This is a genomic window from Azorhizobium caulinodans ORS 571 (assembly GCF_000010525.1).
GTDB lineage: Bacteria > Pseudomonadota > Alphaproteobacteria > Rhizobiales > Xanthobacteraceae > Azorhizobium > Azorhizobium caulinodans.
This window is the reverse complement of the sequence record NC_009937.1, coordinates 975,955-991,973: the sequence shown is the minus strand read 5'-3', so window position 1 is coordinate 991,973 and position 16,019 is coordinate 975,955. Positions and strand designations below refer to the sequence as shown.

Below are 16,019 nucleotides of genomic sequence, written 5' to 3'. Positions count from 1 at the left end.
AGGCGCGGGATCACCCCGCGCCCCGCAATTCCGCAGCTCACTCGGCCGCGGGCAGATTCTCACGCGTGCCAGGATTGGTCTGGCGCCCGGTCTTGGAGTTCAGCAGCTCCACATTGAGACCCAGCGAACGCATTTCCTTCACGAGCACGTTGAAGCTCTCCGGAATGCCGCTCTCGAAGGTGTCCTCGCCGCGGACGATGGCCTCGTACACCTTGGTACGGCCGGCCACGTCGTCCGACTTGACGGTGAGCATCTCCTGGAGCGTGTACGCCGCGCCGTAAGCCTCGAGCGCCCACACCTCCATTTCGCCGAAGCGCTGGCCGCCGAACTGCGCCTTACCGCCCAGCGGCTGCTGGGTGACGAGCGAGTAGGGACCGATGGACCGCGCGTGGATCTTGTCGTCCACGAGATGGTGCAGCTTCAGCATGTAGATGTAGCCGACGGTGACCTTACGGTCGAAGGGCTCGCCGGTGCGGCCGTCGAAGAGCGTCGACTGGCCCGAGGGGTTGAGCCCCGCCTTCTCCAGATGCTCCTCGATGTCCGCTTCGTGGGCGCCGTCGAAGACCGGGGTGGCCATGGGCACACCCTTGCGCAGGTTTTCGCCGAGCTCGGTGATCTGCTTCTCGTCCAGGACTTCGATGTCGTCCGGACCGTAGACCTTCACGAGCGCGTTGCGCAGGACCTGCTGGTCCTTGGAGCCGTAATAGGCGTCCACCGCAGCCGCCACCTGGCGGCCGAGGCCGGCGCAGGCCCAGCCCAGATGCGTCTCGAGGATCTGGCCGACGTTCATGCGGCTCGGCACGCCGAGCGGGTTCAGCACGATGTCGACATTGGTGCCGTCCTCAAGGAACGGCATGTCCTCGACCGGCACGATGCGCGACACGACACCCTTGTTGCCGTGACGGCCGGCCATCTTGTCGCCCGGCTGGATCTTGCGCTTCACCGCGACGAAGACCTTGACCATCTTCATCACGCCGGGGGGCAGTTCGTCGCCTCGCTGCAGCTTCTCGACCTTGTCCAGGAAGCGCTGTTCAAGGCGCTTCTTGGACTCGTCATACTGGGCGCGGATCGCCTCAAGCTCGCTCATCAGGGCGTCGTCGGCCACCGCGAACAGCCACCACTGCGAGCGGGGATACTCACCCAGCGCGTCCTTGGTGATCTCGGTGTCCTTCTTGAAAGCCTTCGGGCCGGCGATGGCCACCTTGCCCACGAGCATCTCGGAGAGACGGCCGTAGACGTTGCGGTCGAGGATCGCCTGCTCGTCGTCGCGGTCCTTGGCGAGACGCTCGATCTCCTCGCGCTCGATGGCCAGCGCACGCTCGTCCTTGTCGACGCCGTGGCGGTTGAACACGCGCACTTCCACGATCGTGCCCGTCGTGCCCGGAGGCAGGCGGAGCGAAGTGTCGCGGACGTCGGCGGCCTTCTCACCGAAGATGGCGCGCAGAAGCTTCTCTTCCGGCGTCATCGGGCTTTCGCCCTTGGGGGTGATCTTGCCCACCAGGATGTCGCCGGCGCGGACTTCCGCGCCGATGTACACGATGCCGGCTTCGTCGAGGTTCTTCAGCGCTTCTTCCGAGACGTTCGGAATGTCGCGGGTGATTTCCTCCGGGCCCAGCTTCGTGTCGCGGGCCATGGCCTCGAACTCCTCGATATGGATCGAGGTGAAGACGTCCTCCTTCACGATGTTCTCGGAGAGGAGAATAGAGTCTTCGTAGTTGTAGCCGTTCCACGGCATGAACGCGACGAGCACGTTCCGGCCGAGCGCCAGCTCGCCGAGCTCGGTCGAGGGACCGTCAGCGATGATGTCGCCCTTCTTCACCACGTCGCCCACGCGCACCAGCGGACGCTGGTTGATGCAGGTGGACTGGTTGGAGCGCTGGAACTTCATCAGGCGATAGATGTCGACGCCCGACTTCGACGGGTCGGTCTCGCCCGTCGCGCGGATCACGATACGGGTCGCGTCCACCTGGTCGATGACGCCGGCGCGGCGGGCGGCGATGGCGGCGCCCGAGTCGCGGGCGACCACCGCTTCCATGCCCGTCCCGACCAGCGGCGCCTGCGAGCGCACCAGCGGCACGGCCTGACGCTGCATGTTCGAGCCCATGAGCGCGCGGTTCGCGTCGTCGTTCTCAAGGAACGGGATGAGCGCCGCGGCCACCGACACGAGCTGCTTCGGCGACACGTCCATGAAGTCCACGCGATCCGGGGAGACCACGAGCACGTCGCCGGCGTGGCGGCAGATCACGAGGTCTTCCTGGAAGCGGCCGTCCGTATCGAGCGGCACGTTGGCCTGCGCGACGTAGTACTTCCCCTCCTCCATGGCGGAGAGATAGACCACCTCGTCGGTGACCCGGCCGTCCACGACGCGGCGGTAGGGCGCCTCGATGAAGCCGTACTTGTTCACGCGGGCGAAGGTCGCCAGCGAGTTGATGAGGCCGATGTTCGGGCCTTCCGGCGTCTCGATCGGGCAGATGCGGCCGTAATGCGTCGGGTGCACGTCGCGCACCTCGAAGCCGGCGCGCTCGCGGGTCAGACCGCCCGGGCCGAGGGCCGAGAGACGACGCTTGTGCGTGATCTCGGACAGCGGGTTGGTCTGGTCCATGAACTGCGAGAGCTGGGAGGAGCCGAAGAACTCGCGCACCGCAGCCGCCACGGGCTTCGCATTGATGAGGTCCTGCGGCATCACGGTGTCGATGTCGACGGACGACATGCGCTCCTTGATGGCGCGCTCCATGCGCAGCAGACCGACGCGGTACTGGTTCTCCATGAGCTCGCCGACCGAGCGCACACGGCGGTTGCCGAGGTGGTCGATGTCGTCGATCTCGCCCTTGCCGTCGCGCAGCTCCACCAGCGTCTTGATGACGGCCAGGATGTCCTCGCGGCGCAGGATGCGCACGGTGTCCTCGGCGTCGAGGTCGAGGCGCATGTTCATCTTCACGCGGCCGACCGCGGAGAGGTCATAGCGCTCGGCGTCGAAGAACAGCGAGTGGAACATCGCCTGGGCGCTGTCGAGCGTCGGGGGCTCGCCGGGGCGCATCACGCGGTAGATGTCGAACAGGGCTTCCTCGCGGGAGGAATTCTTGTCCGCCGACAGCGTGTTGCGGATGTAGGCGCCGGTGTTGATATGGTCGATGTCGAGGACCGGAATCTCGTCGAAGCCGGCGTCGCCGAGGGTCTTCAGGACCTTCTCGGTGATCTCCTCGCCCGCCTCGGCATAGATCTCGCCGGTGTGGACGTTGACGATGTCCTCGCCGATGTACTGGCCGACCATCTCGTCGTCGGAGATCTTGAGGGCCTTGAGGCCCTTCTCCACGAGCTGGCGGGCGGCGCGCACGGTCAGCTTCTTGCCGGCCTCGACCACCACTTCGCCGGTGTCGGCGTCGATGAGGTCGGCGACCGCCTTGTAGCCCTTCATCCGCTTGGGATCGAACGGCATGCGCCAGCCGTCCTTCGCGCGGGTGTAGAGGATCTTCTCGTAGAAGGTGTTCAGAATCTCCTCGGAATCGAGGCCGAGGGCGAACAGCAGGCTCGTCACCGGGATCTTGCGGCGACGGTCGATGCGCGCATACACGATGTCCTTGGCGTCGAACTCGATGTCGAGCCAGGAACCGCGATAGGGAATGATGCGGGCGGCGAACAGGAGCTTGCCCGAGGAGTGGGTCTTGCCCTTGTCGTGATCGAAGAACACGCCCGGCGAGCGGTGCATCTGCGAGACGATGACGCGCTCCGTGCCGTTGACGATGAACGTGCCGTTCATGGTCATCAGCGGAATGTCGCCGGTGTAGACGTCCTGCTCCTTGATGTCCTTCACCGACTTGGCGCCGGTATCCGGATCCACATCGAACACGATGAGGCGCAGCGTCACCTTCAGCGGCGCGGCAAACGTCATGCCGCGCTGGCGGCACTCGTCCACGTCATACTTCGGGGGCTCGAACTCGTAGCGCACGAACTCCAGCATCGCAGCGCCCGAGAAGTCGGAAATCGGGAACACCGACTTGAACACTGCCTGGAGACCGTCGTCCGCGCGACCGCCCTTCGGCTCTTCGATCTGCAGGAACTGGTCATAGGACGCCTTCTGAACCTCGATGAGGTTCGGCATCTCTGCGACTTCCTTGATCTTGCCGAAGAATTTGCGGATCCGCTTGCGACCGGTGAACGTTTGCGCCATCTCGATCCTCGTCCGTCCTGGTCCTGTGCCTCGCCGGCCGCCATGGCGCAGAGCCATGTGCCGGGAAGGACCGCCGTCACCATCGCGCGGGAGGCAGCCCGGCCCTCAGGCCCGCCGCTCCTCGTCGCCACGGCTCGCCGGGTCGTCGCCACAACGGCGACCGGGGGAACCGTCCTCACGCCCCACCGGGACGCGTAAGGCGGCCCCGGCAGAGCCGGGACCGCCCAAAGCTTCAAAAGCTCACTTGAGCTCGACCTTGGCGCCAGCCTTCTCGAGCTGGGCCTTGAGCTTCTCGGCCTCGTCCTTGGCCACGCCTTCCTTGACGGGCTTCGGAGCGCCTTCCACCAGGTCCTTGGCTTCCTTGAGGCCGAGGCCGGTGATGGCGCGGACTTCCTTGATGACCTCGATCTTCTTGTCGCCGGCGTTGGCCAGGACAACGGTGAACTCGGTCTGCTCTTCGACAGCCGCGGCAGCGCCGCCGGCAGCCGGAGCGGCCGCAACCGCAACAGCGGCAGCGGCGGAGACGCCCCACTTCTCTTCGAGGAGCTTCGCGAGCTCGGCGGCCTCGAGGACGGTCAGGGAGGACAGCTCGTCGACGAGCTTGGTCAGGTCAGCCATTGTAGTTTCCTAAGATAGGTTCGAATTTCAGGTTTGCGAGATCCAACCGCCTCACGCGGCTTCGTTCTGCTTGGCATAGGCCCCGAACACGCGGGCGAGCTTCGCCGCCGGCGCGGTGGACAGCTGCGCAATCTTGGTCGCCGGGGCCTGGATAAGGCCGACGAGCTTGGCACGCAGTTCGTCCAGGGACGGCATGGTGGCCAGAGCCTTCACACCGTCTGCATTCAGGGCCGTCTTGCCCATCGCGCCGCCAAGGATGACGAACTTGTCGTTCGCCTTGGCAAACTCGACGGCAACCTTCGGCGCCGCTACCGGATCGCTCGAATAAGCGATGATCGTGGGACCCTTGAGGAGGGTCGCCACGTGAGCGACGTCGGAGCCTTCCAGAGCGATCTTGGCGAGGCGGTTCTTCGCCACCTTCACGGTCGCACCTTCAGCCTTCATCTGCCGACGGAGTTTCGACATCTGGGCCACGGTGAGGCCGGAATAGTGGGCCACCACGACAACCGAAGTGCTCTTGAACACTTCGGACAGTGTCGTGACGAGCTCTTGTTTTTCCGCTCGATCCACTGCTGGCTCTCTTTAAGCCTGTGGCGAAACCAGAAACCTGGCTCCGCCGGTTGCGCCTTGCCGCTTGCCCGCGCACCGGAAGCTCCGGCGCGCCACAAGCGACGCTCACATGCCCTGTCCCCTCGGATCCGGGTCACCGGCCACAAGGCGCTGGTTCGAACCGATCTTGTCGGGCCCGCTTGCGCAGGCCACTCGAATTCCGGTCTTCCCCGTCTATGCTGGCCCTCCAGAGGCCGCTCCCGAATGGAGCGGCTGGCGAGGATTAAGTCGCACACAAGGTGCGGCGCCGGCAGTCTCGGACAGGACTCTCCGCCTGACCCTCCCCGAAGGAACTTCGAGTCCGGACAGACGTTAAGGCCGGGCGGGCGAACCCTCCCAGCCCCTCTGCCCGTTTCCAGGCAGAAGCTCTCAAAACACTAAACCCGCGCCATGTCGCCATAGCTCGGGGAACGCCTCTTCTAGGCGCAAAATTTGCAAGAGTCACGCGCTTTTTTAAGGAAGCCGCAACGCCTGTCTCGCCCGGCCGCGGCCGGGAAAGCGAAGGGCCGGGCTCAACGCCCGGCCCCGCCTTACCTTTTCAGACCAATCAGGCCGTGACGACCGAGGCGGTGTCCACCTTGATGCCCGGGCCCATGGTCGAGGACACGGCGACGCGCTGCACGTAGGTGCCCTTCGCGCCGGTCGGCTTGGCCTTCACCACCGCATCCACGAAGGCGCGGATGTTCTCGGCCAGCTTGTCGGCCGGGAACGACGCCTTACCGATGCCGCCGTGGATGATGCCGGCCTTCTCGACGCGGAACTCCACCGCGCCGCCCTTGGCAGCGGCGACAGCGCCCTTCACGTCCATGGTCACGGTGCCGACCTTCGGGTTCGGCATCAGGCCGCGCGGGCCGAGCACCTTGCCGAGACGACCGACCAGCGGCATCAGGTCCGGGGTCGCGATGCAGCGATCGAACTCGATGGTGCCGCCCTGGATGGTCTCCAGCAGGTCTTCGGCGCCCACGATGTCGGCGCCGGCGGCCTTGGCCTCGTCAGCCTTGGCGCCGCGAGCGAACACCGCAACGCGCACGGTACGGCCGGAGCCGTTCGGCAGGTTGCAGACGCCACGGACCATCTGGTCGGCGTGACGGGGATCCACGCCGAGGTTGATGGCAACCTCGATGGTCTCGTCGAACTTGGCGGTGGTGCGGGCCTTGAGCAGCGCCAGCGCCTCGTCGAGCGGATAGAGCTTCAGGCGGTCAATGCCTTCATTCGCGGCGCGAACGCGCTTTCCCTGATGAGCCATTGCCGTCAACCCTCAACCTGCAGGCCCATGGAACGGGCAGAACCTTCGAGCATCTGGACCGCGGACGCGACGTTGTCGCAGTTCAGATCCTTCATCTTCTTCTCGGCGATCTCCGCGAGCTGGGCGCGCGTGACCTTGCCGACGGTGGCACCCTTGCCCGGGGTCTTGGAGCCGGAGCCGGGCTTCTTCTTCGTGTCGAGGCCGGCGGCCTTCTTCAGGAAGTAGGAGACCGGAGGGGTCTTCAGCTCGAAGGTGAAGGAGCGATCCTGATAGGCCGTGATCACCACGGGAATCGGCATGCCCTTCTCGAGCTGCGCAGTCTGCGCATTGAAGGCCTTGCAGAATTCCATGATGTTCAGGCCGCGCTGACCGAGCGCGGGACCAATCGGCGGGGCCGGATTGGCGCTGCCGGCGGGCACCTGCAGCTTGACGTAGCCGGTGATTTTCTTCGCCATTTCAATACTCCATCATGGGTTCGCCCTGCCCGGAGGCCGGTCGCGAACCGGGATTTCGTGGTGCGGATCGCTGGAGCGCTTGGCGAGACGCTCCGTCACCTCCCACGCTGGCCAAGCCACCTTGCGGGGGTCCGGCCGAAGCGACAACCGAAGGCCGCAGCCGGCCGGTCGTCATCTCCGCAAGTCGGCACCGCCAACCCGCGAAGGGCGCACCGCATACAGCATCGCGCCGCACGGGACAAGCCCGGCGGCGCGCGTCATGCGAAAACTGGAGATCAGACCTTCTCGACCTGCCCGAATTCGAGCTCGACCGGGGTCGCGCGGCCGAAGATGGACACCGCCACCTTGAGGCGCGAACGGGACTCGTCCACTTCCTCGACGATGCCGTTGAAGGTGGCGAAGGGACCGTCGGACACCTTCACCGTCTCGCCCACCTCGTAGCTGATGGAGGGCTTCGGCCGCTCGATGCCTTCCTGCACCTGCTGCAGGATGCGCATGGCCTCGTTCTCGGAAATCGGCATGGGCTTGTTGTCGGCGCCCAGGAAGCCGGTGACCTTCGGCGTGTTCTTGATGAGATGGAAGGCCTCGTCGGTGAGGTCCATCTTCACCAGCACGTAGCCGGGGAAGAACTTGCGCTCGGTATCGACCTTCCGGCCGCGACGCACCTCGACCACCTTCTCGGTGGGCACGAGGATCTGCTCGAACAGGTCGGTGAGGTTGCGCTGCTCCGCCTGCTCGCGAATTGAGTCCGCCACCTTCTTCTCGAAGTTGGAATAGGCGTGGACGATGTACCAACGCTTAGCCATGGCGCCTCTCAATGGCCGATGCTGAGGATCTGGCTGACGCCGAATCGCAGGATCTGGTCCACGACCAGGAAGAAGATGGACGCCAGCAGCACCATGACGAAGACCATGGCGGTGGTGATCAGCGTCTCGCGCCGGGACGGCCAGGTCACCTTCGCCGTCTCGGTGCGGACCTGCTGGAAGAACTCCACGGGACTGTTCTTTGCCATGTCGCTCCGACCGCCCGCCAGGCAATGACGCCCGCGCTGCAGCCACCTTTCTGATCTTGCGGCCGCGCGGCAGGACATCCGCCCCGCCAGACCGCCGCTGAACCTCGCCATCCGCCCGGCGCCTTGCGGCGGCCGCTTGGAACTTGAGCCGGCGAACGCCGGCCACGTCAAACCCTTCCCTGACACATCAGGGACGCCACGCCAATGCCTGAGATGCCACAAAGGCCGATCCGCGTCGGCGGCGGGCCTGTTCCGGTCGCTCGCCCTGCTGCCGCAGGCGGGTCCGGTGGGCGCTCAGCCATCCTGTCGCGCGTATCGCCAAAAGTCCTGCGCATGGCAGGAGTGGAGGGACTCGAACCCCCAACCCCCGGTTTTGGAGACCGGTGCTCTAACCAGTTGAGCTACACTCCTAAAGGCCGCGCTTGAGATAAGCGACCCCGCGCCGGGAACCAATCCAGCGCGACAGGCCTGTGTGTCTATTCAGCCCGGACGCATCTGTAAAGGGGGAGGCGCACCGCTGCGGGTTATCCCCAGCCCTCCTCCCCAGGAGCGTTTGCGCCGCCCCAAAAGCAAACGGGCCGGCGCAAGGCCGGCCCGTCCGATCTCACCCTGAGGCGAGGATCACATCACTCGATGATGGAGGCGACGACGCCGGCGCCGACGGTGCGGCCGCCCTCACGGATGGCGAAGCGGAGCTTCTCTTCCATCGCGATCGGGACGATCAGCTGCACGTCCACCGAGATGTTGTCGCCCGGCATCACCATCTCGGTGCCTTCGGGCAGCGTCACCACGCCGGTCACGTCCGTCGTGCGGAAGTAGAACTGCGGGCGGTAGTTGGTGAAGAACGGCGTATGACGGCCGCCCTCTTCCTTCGTCAGGATGTAGGCTTCGGCCTTGAACTTGGTGTGCGGCTTCACCGAACCCGGCTTGCACACCACCTGGCCACGCTCCACGTCCTCGCGCTTCGTACCGCGCAGCAGCACGCCGACGTTGTCGCCGGCCTGGCCCTGGTCGAGCAGCTTGCGGAACATCTCGATGCCGGTGACGGTGGTCTTCACCGTCGGGCGGATGCCGACGATCTCCACTTCGTCGCCCACCTTCACGATGCCGCGCTCGACACGGCCGGTCACCACGGTGCCGCGGCCGGAGATCGAGAACACGTCTTCGATCGGCATCAGGAAGGGCTGGTCAACCGGACGCTCCGGCTGCGGGATATACTTGTCCACCTCGGCCATCAGCTTCAGGATGGCTTCGGCGCCGAGCTCGGGAGACTTGTTCTCGAGCGCGCACAGGGCAGAGCCGCGCACGATCGGGATGTCGTCGCCGGGGAAGTCGTACTTGGACAGAAGCTCGCGGACCTCGAGCTCGACCAGCTCAAGAAGCTCCGGATCGTCGACCATGTCGCACTTGTTCAGGAACACCACCAGCGCCGGCACGCCGACCTGACGGGCGAGCAGGATGTGCTCGCGGGTCTGCGGCATCGGGCCGTCGGCGGCGGACACCACCAGGATCGCGCCGTCCATCTGCGCCGCGCCGGTGATCATGTTCTTCACATAGTCGGCGTGGCCGGGGCAGTCCACGTGCGCATAGTGGCGGTTCTGCGTCTCGTACTCGACGTGCGCCGTCGAGATCGTGATGCCGCGCGCCTTCTCTTCCGGCGCCTTGTCGATCTGGTCGTAGGCGGTGAAGGTCGCGCCACCCGACGTCTCGGCGAGCACCTTCGTGATCGCGGCCGTCAGAGAGGTCTTGCCGTGGTCAACGTGGCCGATGGTGCCAATGTTGCAGTGCGGCTTGTTACGTTCAAACTTAGCTTTGGCCATCGTTCTCTCTCAGTCCTTCGGGCGACCGGCGGGCCGCGAAAAGAGCCGCCGTGGGATAGGGGGTTTGGCAGAATTCCGCAAGTGCCCGCACGGTGCGTCGCGACGCGCCTGCGTATGGGGCACCCCGACCAGTCTCAGTGTCCGGAGGACCGCGGAAGAACTGGAGCGGGTGAAGGGAATCGAACCCTCGTCATCAGCTTGGAAGGCTGTTGCTCTACCATTGAGCTACACCCGCGCAACGCACGATCTTGCGCTTTCAGTTCAACGACGGGTGGTGGAGGGGGTTGGATTCGAACCAACGTAGGCAGAGCCAACGGATTTACAGTCCGTCCCCTTTAACCACTCGGGCACCCCTCCACATCCGGGCCCGTCGTCTGACCCCGATCCGAAAAAGAGACCGGGTTACAAGCTATTGCCATGCGCCAGCCAAGCCGGCCGAGGGGGCGAGGCGTGCTCACGTCCCTCAAGGCCCGGCTTTATGTGAGGGGGGCTCCCACAAGTCAACCGTGAAATGTCACACGCCCTTCAAGCCTGTGAATAGTCGGCGTGGAAACCCTTGCGAACACGCGGCCGTGAAAGGATTTGACGCGGCGAGCCGCTATCCTCCCGCCATCCTCGAACCCCAACAGGCCTGCCCATGCCCGCGACCCCGCCCCTCCGGACATTCGCCCGCCGCGCGTCCGCGCTTTGCCTGCCCGCGCTCGCGCTCGGCCTCGCCCTGCTGTCCGGCCACCCGGCCGCGGCCGCCGAGCTGAAGGTCCTCACCACGGGCGCCTTCAAGCCGGTGGTTGCCGACACCGCCAAACGATTCTCGCAGAGCACCGGCACGCAGGTGACTGTGGATAACGACACCGCCGGCGCCCTGGTGAAGCGCGTGGAAGGCGGCGAGAATTTCGACGTACTCATCCTCACGCCCGCCGCGCTCGCCGCCTTGCAGAAGTCGGAGCGCGTGGGGCTGGGCACGGTGGTTCCGCTCGCCAAGGTCGGCATCGGCGTCGCGGTTAAGGCCGGCGCGCCGAAGCCCGACGTCTCGACCCCCGACGCCTTCAAGGCGGCCCTGCTGGCCGCCCGCAAGGTGGCGATGATCGATCCGGCCTCCGGCGGATCGAGCGGCATCTATCTGACCGGGCTGTTCGAGAAGATGGGCATCGCGGACGAGGTGAAGGCCAAGGCCGTTCTCGTGCCGGGCGGCCTCGTCGCCACCCGCGTCGTGTCCGGCGAGGCGGACCTTGCCATCCATCAGGTGAGCGAGATCCTTGCCGTGCCAGGCGCCGAACTGGTGGCCCCCCTGCCGGCCGCCATCCAGAACTACACGGTTTATGCGGGCGCGCTCGCCCCCAATCCCTCCAATGCCGACACCGCCGCCTCCTTCCTCGCGCTGCTGGCCGCGCCCGACATGGCACCGATGCTCGCCGCCAAGGGGATGGAGAAGCCGTAAGCGAAAGCGGCCGGGCGCGGACGGCCCCTTGCGCCGCCGCGCCGGCTCTGACAAAGCCTTCCCATGTCCGATCGTCCCGAACGCCCGCCCTTCCGCTCCGCCGGCCGCCCCTTCGCGGCCAAAGGCGGTGCCCGCCCCTTTCCGCCCAAGCGCAAGGGCGGCCCCGGCCGCCCGCCGGCCTGGGAGGGCGAGAATGACGTGGCCCTGCTCTATGGCTGGCATACGGTGAGCGAGGCGCTGGCCAATCCGGCGCGGCGCTTCCGCAAGATCCTCGCCACGGAGAACGCCGCCAACCGCCTGCAGGAGGAGGGCTTCCCCCTCCCCGTCGCGCCGGAGATCGTGCGCCCTTCCGAGATCGACAAGCTGCTCGGTTCGGACGCGGTGCATCAGGGCCTGCTGGCGGAGGCCGAACACCTGCCCTCCCCGCCCCTCAAGAAGGTGGCGAAGTCGGACCTCGTTCTGGTGCTCGACCAGATCACCGATCCGCACAATGTGGGCGCCATCGTGCGCTCCGCCGCCGCCTTTGCGGTGGGCGCCATCGTCACCACGGCCCGCCACAGCCCCGTCGCCACCGGCGTGCTGGCGAAAAGCGCCTCCGGCGGGCTGGAACACGTGCCCTTCTGCCTCGTGACCAACCTCGCCCGGGCGCTCGAGGAACTGAAGGCCTCCGGCATGCTCGTGGTGGGCCTCGACAGCGAAGGTCCGGCCGATCTCGAGGACACGGCCATGCGCCCGCCGATGGCACTGGTGCTGGGCGCGGAAGGCAAGGGCCTGCGGCAGCTGACGCGGGAGACCTGCGACGTGCTCGCCCGCATCGACCTGCCCGGCGCCATCAAGAGCCTCAACGTCTCCAATGCCGCCGCCCTGTCGCTCGGCATCGCCCGCCGCGCCCTGAAGCGCGCCGGCTGAGCAGGACACCAACAACGGCTGGCGCCGGTCGCGCCGGCCGGTTCGTTTGCAAGCTAATAATCTCAAATAATGCGCGCGCCCCTTTGCGCGGCTAAACACGCAAGCCGCCGACGCGTGCAGTGCATCACGTGTATTTCGCGATTGCACCTAAGACCATTGGCCAATCGAAAGCTGCGCCGACCTCGTTCATCCTGAACACATGGCGCCCTGCGCGCCCGGTCACGGCTCATCCGCACGCAGATGCGGACAGACGACACTATCGGAGGAACCGCCAGACCTCGCCCGCACGGGCGGCGGACGGTTGCTCGCAGGTGCCTCAGCTCCCGGGCGCGCCCGCCTCCGCCTTCCGGCCCCATTGGGCCGCCGAGGCACCCGCAACTGGGAGGAGGAACAATGTCTGTCACGACTGCTGGCCCGGCCACGGCCCATGCACCGATGACGCGGGAGGAGAAGAAGGTCATCTTCGCCTCGTCCCTCGGCACGGTGTTCGAGTGGTACGATTTCTATCTCTACGGATCGCTTGCCGCGATCATCGGCGCGCAATTCTTCAGCGCCTATCCGCCGGCGACCCGCGATATCTTCGCGCTGCTGGCCTTCGCCGCCGGCTTCCTCGTGCGTCCCTTCGGCGCCATCGTGTTCGGGCGCATCGGCGATCTCGTCGGCCGCAAGTACACCTTCCTCGTCACCATCCTCATCATGGGCCTGTCGACCTTCATCGTCGGCATCCTGCCCAATGCGGCCACCATCGGCATCGCGGCTCCGATCATCCTGATCGTCCTGCGCCTGCTGCAGGGCCTCGCGCTCGGCGGCGAGTATGGCGGCGCGGCCACCTACGTGGCGGAGCATGCGCCGCACGGCCGCCGCGGCTTCTACACCTCCTGGATCCAGACCACCGCGACCCTGGGCCTGTTCCTGTCGCTGCTGGTGATCCTGTTCACCCGCTCCATCGTGGGCGAGCAGAACTTCGCCGCCTGGGGCTGGCGCATTCCCTTCCTGGTGTCCATCGCACTGCTCGGCATCTCGGTGTGGATCCGCTTCCAGCTCAATGAATCCCCGGCCTTCAAGAAGATGAAGGAAGAGGGCACGACCTCCAAGGCGCCGCTCTCGGAAGCCTTCGGCCAGTGGAAGAACCTGAAGTTCGTGCTGCTCGCCCTCTTCGGCCTCGTCGCCGGCCAGGGTGTGGTCTGGTACACGGGCCAGTTCTATGCCCTGTTCTTCCTGCAATCGATCCTGAAGGTGGATGGCTACACCTCCAACCTGCTGATCGCGTGGTCGCTGCTGCTGGGCACGGGCTTCTTCGTGTTCTTCGGCTGGCTGTCGGACAAGATCGGCCGCAAGCCCATCATCCTTGCCGGCTGCCTCATCGCCGCCGCCAGCTACTTCCCGCTCTTCAACGCCATCACCTCCTACGCCAACCCGGCGCTGGAGAATGCGATCCAGAACGTGAAGGTCACCGTCGTCGCCTCGCCCGGCGAATGCGGCAGCCTCTTCAACCCGGTCGGCACCCGCGTCTACTCGGCGCCGTGCGACGTGGCCCGCGACTTCCTCGCCAAGTCCTCGGTGAAGTATTCCACCGAGACCGGCGCGGCGGGCTCCGGCACCGTGCTGAAGGTCAACGACACCGTGGTGCCCTTCGGCCCCGACTTCGCCAAGACCGCCACGGCGGCGCTCCAGGCGGCGGGCTACCCGAGCGCGGCGACCAACAAGGACGTGATCAAGATGTCGCATCCGTTCGACATCTTCCAGCCGCGGGTCGCGGCGGTCATCGGCCTGCTGTTCGTCCTCGTGCTCTTCGTGACCATGGTGTACGGCCCCATCGCCGCCGCGCTGGTGGAACTCTTCCCCACCCGCGTCCGCTACACCTCCATGTCGCTGCCCTACCATATCGGCAACGGCTGGTTCGGCGGCCTGCTGCCGGCCACCGCCTTCGCCATGGTGGCGGCCACCGGCGACATCTACTACGGCCTCTGGTACCCGATCGTGATCGCGCTCGGCACCTTCGTCATCGGCCTGCTGTTCGTGCCGGAGACCAAGGACCGGGACATCGACGACTGGCACTGAGCGGGTTTGCCCCGGCCGCGCGCCGGCCGGGGCTTCCATCCTTCAAAAAGCAACGGCCTCGCGTCACCGCGAGGCCGTTCGCTTTTCAGCCCTCCCCTTCGAAGCGGTCTAGTCCGGACCGGCAACGGCCCGCACATCCTCCAGCAGCCGCTGCACCTCCTGCTGGACCCGCGCTTCGAAGGCGACGGCCGCATCCGGCTCCACGCCGGGATCCTCATGGCCATCGCGAAAGGCCATGCGCTGTTCCATCGCCTCCATGAGGCGCCGGCGCGCCGCCGCATCCCGCGTCACCACGGTGAACAGCAGAAGCAGCATCTGCCGATGGGCGGCGACCGCCGCGTCGAGTTCGATCGGCACGCGCCCTGCCGTCGTTGCGCCTGTCTCCTCCATGGGCACCTCCTGTCTGGCTGCCCGGTCAACGGCGCGCGGCAGGGCCTGTTCCGTCGGGAGATGGGCTTGCGGGGCACGCGACCGGATAGATGGCCTGCGGTTGGTTAGCAGGCCATTCATCGCATGCTATCGTCACCCGGTGCCGGCACATGACCGGCCGTTCCGGGGAGACGACACATGAAGGCCCTTCTGACCGCCGCTCTGCTGCTCGCCGTCACTGGTCCCGCCCTTGCCGACAGCTGCGCGGCGACCGCCGACACCAAGAAGCTGGCGGGCGCCGCCCGCACCAGCTTCCTCACGAAGTGCCAGAAGGACGCTCAGGCCGCCTGCGATACACAGGCCAGCGACAAGAAGCTCGCCGGCGCTGCCAAGACCAGCTTCACCAAGAAATGCGTGAATGATGCGGTGGGCACCACGGCCCAGTGACCGGCGCGCGGTGAGCATGGCGTATCTCGTCCGGGCCTTCGCGCTGGCGCTTAGTTTTCTCGCCGCGCCCTCCACGGTCTGGGCCTGGGGCGAGGACGGACATGCTATCGTTGCGGAGATCGCCCAGCGCCGCCTGACACCGACCGGCGCCGCCCTCGTCGCCAGCCTGCTGCCCAAGGGTGCCTCGCTCGCATCCGTGGCGAGCTGGGCCGACGACGTGCGCCCGGATCACCCGGAGACCCGGCGCTGGCATTATGTCGGCATCCCCATGGGCGCCGCCACCTACGACCCGCTGCGGGATTGCCCGTCCCGCCCCGAGGGGGATTGCATCGTCGCCGCGATCGAACGCGCCCGCCTCGACATGCACTGCGCGCCCGAGCCGGCGGCGCGGACGGACGCGCTGAAGCTGCTCGTCCACCTTATGGGCGATCTCCACCAGCCCATGCACGCCATCGCCGCCGACCATCTGGGCACCCGCCGCAAGGTCCTGCTCAATTGGGCCGGACAGGCCTGCACGCACGATTGCGAGGCCCCGCCTCCCACCACCAACATGCACGTGCTCTGGGACACCACCCTGGTGCGCAAGGCATCCCTGAGCTGGGGCGGCTACGTGGACCGGCTCGAGGCCGGCTGGCTCAAGGAGGCGGACGCCGCCGCGGTGGCCGCCGGCACTCCAGCCGACTGGGCGAGCGAGACCCATGGGGTCGGCCTCGCCATGTACGCGCTCGTCCCGCCGGACAATGTCATCAACACCACCTATTACCGTGCCGCCCTGCCCGTCCTCGATCAGCAGCTCGGCAAGGCCGGCCTGCGGCTGGCGCACGAGATCAATGCCGCCGTCACCTGCCCGAAGCCGTAAGCGGCGCG

14 protein-coding genes and 3 tRNA genes are annotated in these 16,019 nt (G+C 66.5%); 5 read left to right on the top strand and 12 right to left on the bottom strand.

Translation table 11 applies throughout. The features are described 5' to 3' along the window. Positions 1-37: 37 nt before the first annotated feature. From rpoB to AZC_RS04505, 11 genes are all read right to left on the bottom strand, one after another. Positions 38-4,168, bottom strand: coding sequence for a DNA-directed RNA polymerase subunit beta (rpoB, locus tag AZC_RS04555; protein WP_012169418.1), 4,131 nt, complete (start codon positions 4,166-4,168; stop codon positions 38-40). A 240-nt stretch (positions 4,169-4,408) separates the two neighbouring features. After that, positions 4,409-4,786: a 50S ribosomal protein L7/L12 gene (gene rplL, locus AZC_RS04550; protein WP_012169417.1), complete on the bottom strand. Its 378-nt coding sequence runs from the start codon at positions 4,784-4,786 to the stop codon at positions 4,409-4,411. A gap of 51 nt (positions 4,787-4,837) precedes the next feature. Next, complete coding sequence (gene rplJ / locus AZC_RS04545; protein ID WP_012169416.1) at positions 4,838-5,356, bottom strand: 50S ribosomal protein L10; 519 nt, start codon at positions 5,354-5,356, stop codon at positions 4,838-4,840. A gap of 586 nt (positions 5,357-5,942) precedes the next feature. Further along, on the bottom strand, positions 5,943-6,641 hold the full coding sequence (rplA, locus tag AZC_RS04540; protein ID WP_012169415.1) for a 50S ribosomal protein L1: 699 nt from the start codon (positions 6,639-6,641) through the stop codon (positions 5,943-5,945). 5 nt (positions 6,642-6,646) lie between these two features. Then, positions 6,647-7,096, bottom strand: a complete 450-nt coding sequence (gene rplK, locus AZC_RS04535) for a 50S ribosomal protein L11 (protein ID WP_012169414.1) — start codon at positions 7,094-7,096, stop codon at positions 6,647-6,649. A 275-nt stretch (positions 7,097-7,371) separates the two neighbouring features. Continuing rightward, positions 7,372-7,902, bottom strand: coding sequence for a transcription termination/antitermination protein NusG (gene nusG / locus AZC_RS04530; RefSeq protein WP_043878891.1), 531 nt, complete (start codon positions 7,900-7,902; stop codon positions 7,372-7,374). Positions 7,903-7,910: 8 nt separating this feature from the next. Continuing rightward, entirely contained in the window at positions 7,911-8,108 is a 198-nt protein-coding gene (gene secE / locus AZC_RS04525; RefSeq protein WP_043878890.1) for a preprotein translocase subunit SecE, read from the bottom strand. A gap of 334 nt (positions 8,109-8,442) precedes the next feature. Next, a tRNA-Trp gene (locus AZC_RS04520) sits at positions 8,443-8,519 on the bottom strand. Positions 8,520-8,734: 215 nt separating this feature from the next. Beyond that, positions 8,735-9,928, bottom strand: a complete 1,194-nt coding sequence (gene tuf, locus AZC_RS04515) for an elongation factor Tu (RefSeq protein WP_012169411.1) — start codon at positions 9,926-9,928, stop codon at positions 8,735-8,737. Positions 9,929-10,089: 161 nt separating this feature from the next. Then, positions 10,090-10,163 (bottom strand) — tRNA-Gly (locus tag AZC_RS04510). Positions 10,164-10,200: 37 nt separating this feature from the next. Beyond that, positions 10,201-10,285 (bottom strand) — tRNA-Tyr (locus AZC_RS04505). A 280-nt stretch (positions 10,286-10,565) separates the two neighbouring features. On the opposite strand from AZC_RS04505, the gene AZC_RS04500 reads away from it, so the two are divergent. The 3 genes from AZC_RS04500 (at position 10,566) to AZC_RS04490 (ending at position 14,336) form a co-directional block, all read left to right on the top strand. Further along, entirely contained in the window at positions 10,566-11,366 is an 801-nt protein-coding gene (locus AZC_RS04500; protein WP_012169410.1) for a molybdate ABC transporter substrate-binding protein, read from the top strand. Between the two features lie 63 nt (positions 11,367-11,429). Next, positions 11,430-12,275 carry a TrmH family RNA methyltransferase gene (locus AZC_RS04495; protein WP_012169409.1) on the top strand — a complete coding sequence of 282 codons (846 nt, stop codon included), beginning with the start codon at positions 11,430-11,432 and terminating at the stop codon, positions 12,273-12,275. Between the two features lie 393 nt (positions 12,276-12,668). Beyond that, positions 12,669-14,336, top strand: a complete 1,668-nt coding sequence (locus tag AZC_RS04490; protein WP_012169408.1) for an MFS transporter — start codon at positions 12,669-12,671, stop codon at positions 14,334-14,336. A gap of 108 nt (positions 14,337-14,444) precedes the next feature. Here the strand turns inward: AZC_RS04490 and AZC_RS04485 are convergent, their stop codons facing one another. Further along, a complete protein-coding gene (locus tag AZC_RS04485; RefSeq protein ID WP_043878889.1) occupies positions 14,445-14,726 on the bottom strand; it encodes a hypothetical protein in 282 nt (93 codons plus the stop codon). Between the two features lie 177 nt (positions 14,727-14,903). On the opposite strand from AZC_RS04485, the gene AZC_RS04480 reads away from it, so the two are divergent. Together AZC_RS04480 and AZC_RS04475 are read left to right on the top strand one after the other, a co-directional pair. After that, positions 14,904-15,152, top strand: a complete 249-nt coding sequence (locus AZC_RS04480; RefSeq protein ID WP_012169406.1) for a hypothetical protein — start codon at positions 14,904-14,906, stop codon at positions 15,150-15,152. Between the two features lie 16 nt (positions 15,153-15,168). Continuing rightward, complete coding sequence (locus tag AZC_RS04475) at positions 15,169-16,011, top strand: S1/P1 nuclease (RefSeq protein ID WP_043878888.1); 843 nt, start codon at positions 15,169-15,171, stop codon at positions 16,009-16,011. Positions 16,012-16,019: the final 8 nt, after the last annotated feature.

Excerpts from the sequence above, each read along its gene's own strand:
- rplL (WP_012169417.1), bottom strand. The coding sequence starts at position 4,786 with ATGGCTGACCTGACCAAGCTCGTCGACGAGCTGTCCTCCCTGACCGTC.
- AZC_RS04475 (WP_043878888.1), top strand. The coding sequence starts at position 15,169 with ATGGCGTATCTCGTCCGGGCCTTCGCGCTGGCGCTTAGTTTTCTCGCC.
- rplK (WP_012169414.1), bottom strand. The coding sequence starts at position 7,096 with ATGGCGAAGAAAATCACCGGCTACGTCAAGCTGCAGGTGCCCGCCGGC.
- rplA (WP_012169415.1), bottom strand. The coding sequence starts at position 6,641 with ATGGCTCATCAGGGAAAGCGCGTTCGCGCCGCGAATGAAGGCATTGAC.
- rpoB (WP_012169418.1), bottom strand. The coding sequence starts at position 4,168 with ATGGCGCAAACGTTCACCGGTCGCAAGCGGATCCGCAAATTCTTCGGC.
- secE (WP_043878890.1), bottom strand. The coding sequence starts at position 8,108 with ATGGCAAAGAACAGTCCCGTGGAGTTCTTCCAGCAGGTCCGCACCGAG.
- nusG (WP_043878891.1), bottom strand. The coding sequence starts at position 7,902 with ATGGCTAAGCGTTGGTACATCGTCCACGCCTATTCCAACTTCGAGAAG.
- AZC_RS04485 (WP_043878889.1), bottom strand. The coding sequence starts at position 14,726 with ATGGAGGAGACAGGCGCAACGACGGCAGGGCGCGTGCCGATCGAACTC.
- AZC_RS04495 (WP_012169409.1), top strand. The coding sequence starts at position 11,430 with ATGTCCGATCGTCCCGAACGCCCGCCCTTCCGCTCCGCCGGCCGCCCC.
- AZC_RS04480 (WP_012169406.1), top strand. The coding sequence starts at position 14,904 with ATGAAGGCCCTTCTGACCGCCGCTCTGCTGCTCGCCGTCACTGGTCCC.
- AZC_RS04500 (WP_012169410.1), top strand. The coding sequence starts at position 10,566 with ATGCCCGCGACCCCGCCCCTCCGGACATTCGCCCGCCGCGCGTCCGCG.
- tuf (WP_012169411.1), bottom strand. The coding sequence starts at position 9,928 with ATGGCCAAAGCTAAGTTTGAACGTAACAAGCCGCACTGCAACATTGGC.
- AZC_RS04490 (WP_012169408.1), top strand. The coding sequence starts at position 12,669 with ATGTCTGTCACGACTGCTGGCCCGGCCACGGCCCATGCACCGATGACG.